4 protein-coding genes are annotated in these 3,352 nt (G+C 71.0%); 1 reads left to right on the top strand and 3 read right to left on the bottom strand.

Annotated elements, in window-relative coordinates; all coding sequences use genetic code 11:
• The coding region (locus KBX53_RS27010; protein ID WP_210862347.1) for a DUF397 domain-containing protein at positions 1-237 on the bottom strand (237 nt) is incomplete at its 3' end.
• Positions 238-501: 264 nt separating this feature from the next.
• Between KBX53_RS27010 and KBX53_RS27005 the strand changes: the two genes are divergently transcribed.
• Positions 502-1,152 (top strand): GGDEF domain-containing protein, encoded by a 651-nt coding sequence (locus tag KBX53_RS27005; RefSeq protein WP_030336395.1) that lies wholly within the window; start codon positions 502-504, stop codon positions 1,150-1,152.
• Positions 1,153-1,156: 4 nt separating this feature from the next.
• Here the strand turns inward: KBX53_RS27005 and rox are convergent, their stop codons facing one another.
• Positions 1,157-2,584, bottom strand: coding sequence for a rifampin monooxygenase (gene rox, locus KBX53_RS27000; RefSeq protein WP_210862345.1), 1,428 nt, complete (start codon positions 2,582-2,584; stop codon positions 1,157-1,159).
• Between the two features lie 177 nt (positions 2,585-2,761).
• On the bottom strand, positions 2,762-3,352 hold a 591-nt coding region (locus KBX53_RS26995), incomplete at its 5' end, for a phosphotransferase family protein (RefSeq protein ID WP_210862343.1).

The following is a 3,352-nucleotide window of genomic DNA, read 5'->3' as shown; positions in this document are numbered from 1 at the left end:
GTTGATCAGGTGGTCGAAGTCACCGTCCCGCGCGCCGAGAACGAAGGCGGCGATCTCGTCCACTGTGTAGATCAGGGCCGTCCCCTCCGGGTGTCGTGAGTTGCGGACCGCTATGCCCGCTCCCCCGGGCAGCTCGGCGAGTTCGACGCAGTTGCCGCTGGGGTTGCTGCGGCGGCTCTTCTGCCAGCTCAGCGGGGGCAACTGAGGGATCGGTACGCCATTGGGTGGCTGATGCATGGAGGCGTCTTTCTGTTACGAGCCCGCCGGTGGCCGTGGGAGGAGCGGTAACGGCGAGGGGGTGCGGTATCGACATTGGACGGTTCTGCACGTGCATCTGCTATTGCATCTGCATCCGACGGCGAGCATGATAACGCACATGATCGGTGCCCATCCGTTCACTTTGTGTTACCCCCACACGGGCAACGATCAGGCAAAACTGGGCCCGACGCGGCGCGCCGCGTCAACCGAAGGCTGGAGGCGGTCGCGGCGATGGGAGGGTTCGTGCCGGATCCGATGAGTGTCGCCTCCGGCGTCTGCGCGGCCGGCGCGCTGCTCTCCTCCTGGCAACTACGCCGCCGCGCGGTGCGCGCCGAGGCCGAGATCAGCCACCTCCAGGCCGAGTTGGCCGCCGAGCGGCACGCCGCCAGCCACGACCCGCTCACCGGACTGCCCAACCGACGCGCCTTCTACCGCCTGGCTGCCGCCCTGCTCACCGACGCCGCCGGCCAGCCGCTGATCGCCGTGGTGCTCGACCTGGACGACTTCAAGCAGATCAACGACCGGTACGGGCACGCCGCCGGCGACCAGGTGCTGATCAGTGTGGCCGAGCGGCTCGCCGGCTTCGCCGGGGACAACCTCGTGGCCCGCCTCGGCGGCGACGAGTTCGCCGGTCTGCTCTCCAGCCCCACCGTCGACCGCCGCTGGATCGAGCACTCGACCCGCCGGCTCAGCGAGACCGTCGCCGCGCCGATCCGGCTGAGCGGGTGCAGCGTCCGGGTCACCGCCTCCGTCGGGCTGGCCCCGGTGACCGGCCCGGCCCAGCTCACCGACGCGCTCAGCCGCGCCGACGCGGCCATGTACCAGGCCAAGAGCCTCGGGGGCGCCCGGTCGCCCCGCCAACTGGTCGACAGCGCGTTCCTCACCGAGCGCTGACCGCTCAGGCGACCGGCGCGCCGAACCACCTGGACAGCTGGCCGAGCAGGTCGCTCTGATCGTCGCCGGCCCACGCCACGTGGCCGTCCGGCCGTAGCAGCACCGCGGGCACGTCCAACTCCTCGCTGACATCGACGACGTGGTCGACCCGCTCCGCCCAACCGGCGACCGAGAGCTGACCGGTCTGGTCGAGCAGCAGGCCGCGGCCCCGGTGCATCAGCTCGTAGAGACGCCCGCGCTTCAGCCGTACGTCACGCAGGTGACGACCGAGCATGTCGTGGCCCTCGCCGAAGTCGTAGCGGACCCCGATCGCGGTGACCTTCTCAATCAGGTACCGGTTGACGTCGTCGAAGTCCATCAGCTCGGACAACAGTCGGCGCACCGAGCGGGGCCCCGGCTCCGGTGAGAGCAGCAGCATCTGCGCCCGGGTGTTGGTCAGGACGTCCTCGGCCACCGGATGACGTTCGCTGTGGTAGCTGTCCAGCAGCCCCTGCGGCGCCCAGCCGGCGATCTCGGCGGCCAGCTTCCAACCGAGGTTGAACGCGTCCTGGATGCCGAGGTTGAGCCCCTGCCCACCGGTCGGCGGGTGGATGTGCGCCGCGTCGCCGGCCAGCAGCACCCGGCCGACCCGGTACCGCTCGGCCAGCCGGGTGGCGTCACCGAAGCGGGAGAGCCAGCGCGGTGAGTGCACGCCGAAGTCGGTGCCCGCGTACACCAGCAGTTGGCGTTTGAAGTCCTCGATGCTCGGCGGCACCGTGCGGTCCTCGACCACCCCCTCGGCCGGGACGACGACGCGGTACACCCCCTCCCCGAGGGGCCCGAGACCGAATCGGAGGTGGGTCCTGCGGACCTCGGCCACCACCTCGGCCACCGCCTCCGGCGGCACCCCCACCTCCATCTCACCGAGCAGGGTCTCGACGCTGCTGGGCTCGCCGGGAAAGCCGACACCGAGCAGCTCGCGTACGGTGCTGCGACCGCCGTCGCAGCCGACGAGGTAGCGGGCACGCAGCTGGGTGCCATCGGCCAGCCGCACCGTCACCCCGCTGTCGTCCTGGCTCAGCCCGACCAGTTCGCTGCCGCGCCGGATCTCGGCGCCGACCTCGCTGGCGTGCTCGCTCAGCAGGCGATCGGTGACGGTCTGCGGGATACCGAGGACGTACCCGTGCGCGGTGTCCAGCCCGCCCGGCGACGGCTTGGAGATCGCGGCGAAGAAGCCCCCGACCGGGTGCTGCTGCCCGACCGCGAGGAACCGCTCCAGCAAACCTCGCTGGTCCAGCACCTCGATGCTGCGTGCGTGCAGGCCGAGCGCGCGCACGTGGCTCGTTGGCTCGGTCTCCTTCTCCAGCACCAGCACGTGCAACCCGTGCAGTCGCAACTCGCTGGCCAGCATCAAGCCGGTCGGCCCACCGCCAGCAATGATCACATCGATCATGGAATCCCCCGATTTTCCCAGATTTGGGCGTCGGCTGGAGATTCTGCTGCACCACCCTGGTCTTGCCGCAAGGCCAGGGGTGCGATATACGTTGGAGGTGGCAGGGAGCGTGTTCGCTCTTTGCCTTCCTTTTTGCCCGCGTAGCCGACGTGCCCGCCGTAGCCGACCTGCCGCCGCTCAGCGCTGTCGGTCGAGGTCGCGCAACGCCGTGTCGGCGAGGCTGACCAGGCCCACCGGTGACACCAGCCCACGCACGATCCGCGCCGCGCGGCTCCGGTCGGCCGCCTCGGCGTCGAGGTCCAACGCCTGCCGGGTCCAGTCGCTGAGGTCGTCGAGCGCGCGGACCGCGAGGAACCAGGCCAGGCGCGCCCTGTCGACCTCGGTCGTGCCGTAGCCGGCGAGCACGGCCCGCTGCTGGTCGGGAGTGATCGGTGCGAAGGCGAGCACCCCGCCGAGCACGAACATCAGGTAGCACTCGGGCGGGGCGAGCACCGCGTCGTCCCAGTCGATCAGCCAGACCTGCCCGTCCGCGCCGAGCAGCAGGTTGCCCAGGTGCGGGTCACCGTGGCAGACGACGTGCGAGCCGGGCCGGTCGCGCTGCTCGGCCGCGCGGCGCTCGACCTCACGGATCAGGAACCGCAGCCGGTCCGCCACCGCTGACCACACCACCACCAGGTCCGCGACCAGCGGGTCCGCGAGATCCCCCGGGTCCTGGTCGCGCAGCCGCTCGGCCACCGCCCGGGTCGCGGTCACGATCGAGGGGTACGC

Origin of the sequence: Micromonospora sp. M51 (genome assembly GCF_018070305.1) — a bacterium.
Taxonomy (GTDB): Bacteria; Actinomycetota; Actinomycetes; order Mycobacteriales; family Micromonosporaceae; genus Micromonospora; species Micromonospora parva.
The sequence above is the reverse complement of the archived record's forward strand: the minus strand, read 5'-3'. Positions and strand labels throughout refer to the sequence as shown.

Bases quoted from the DNA above. Each gene is read 5' to 3' on its own strand.
- rox (WP_210862345.1), bottom strand. From the start codon at position 2,584: ATGATCGATGTGATCATTGCTGGCGGTGGGCCGACCGGCTTGATGCTG.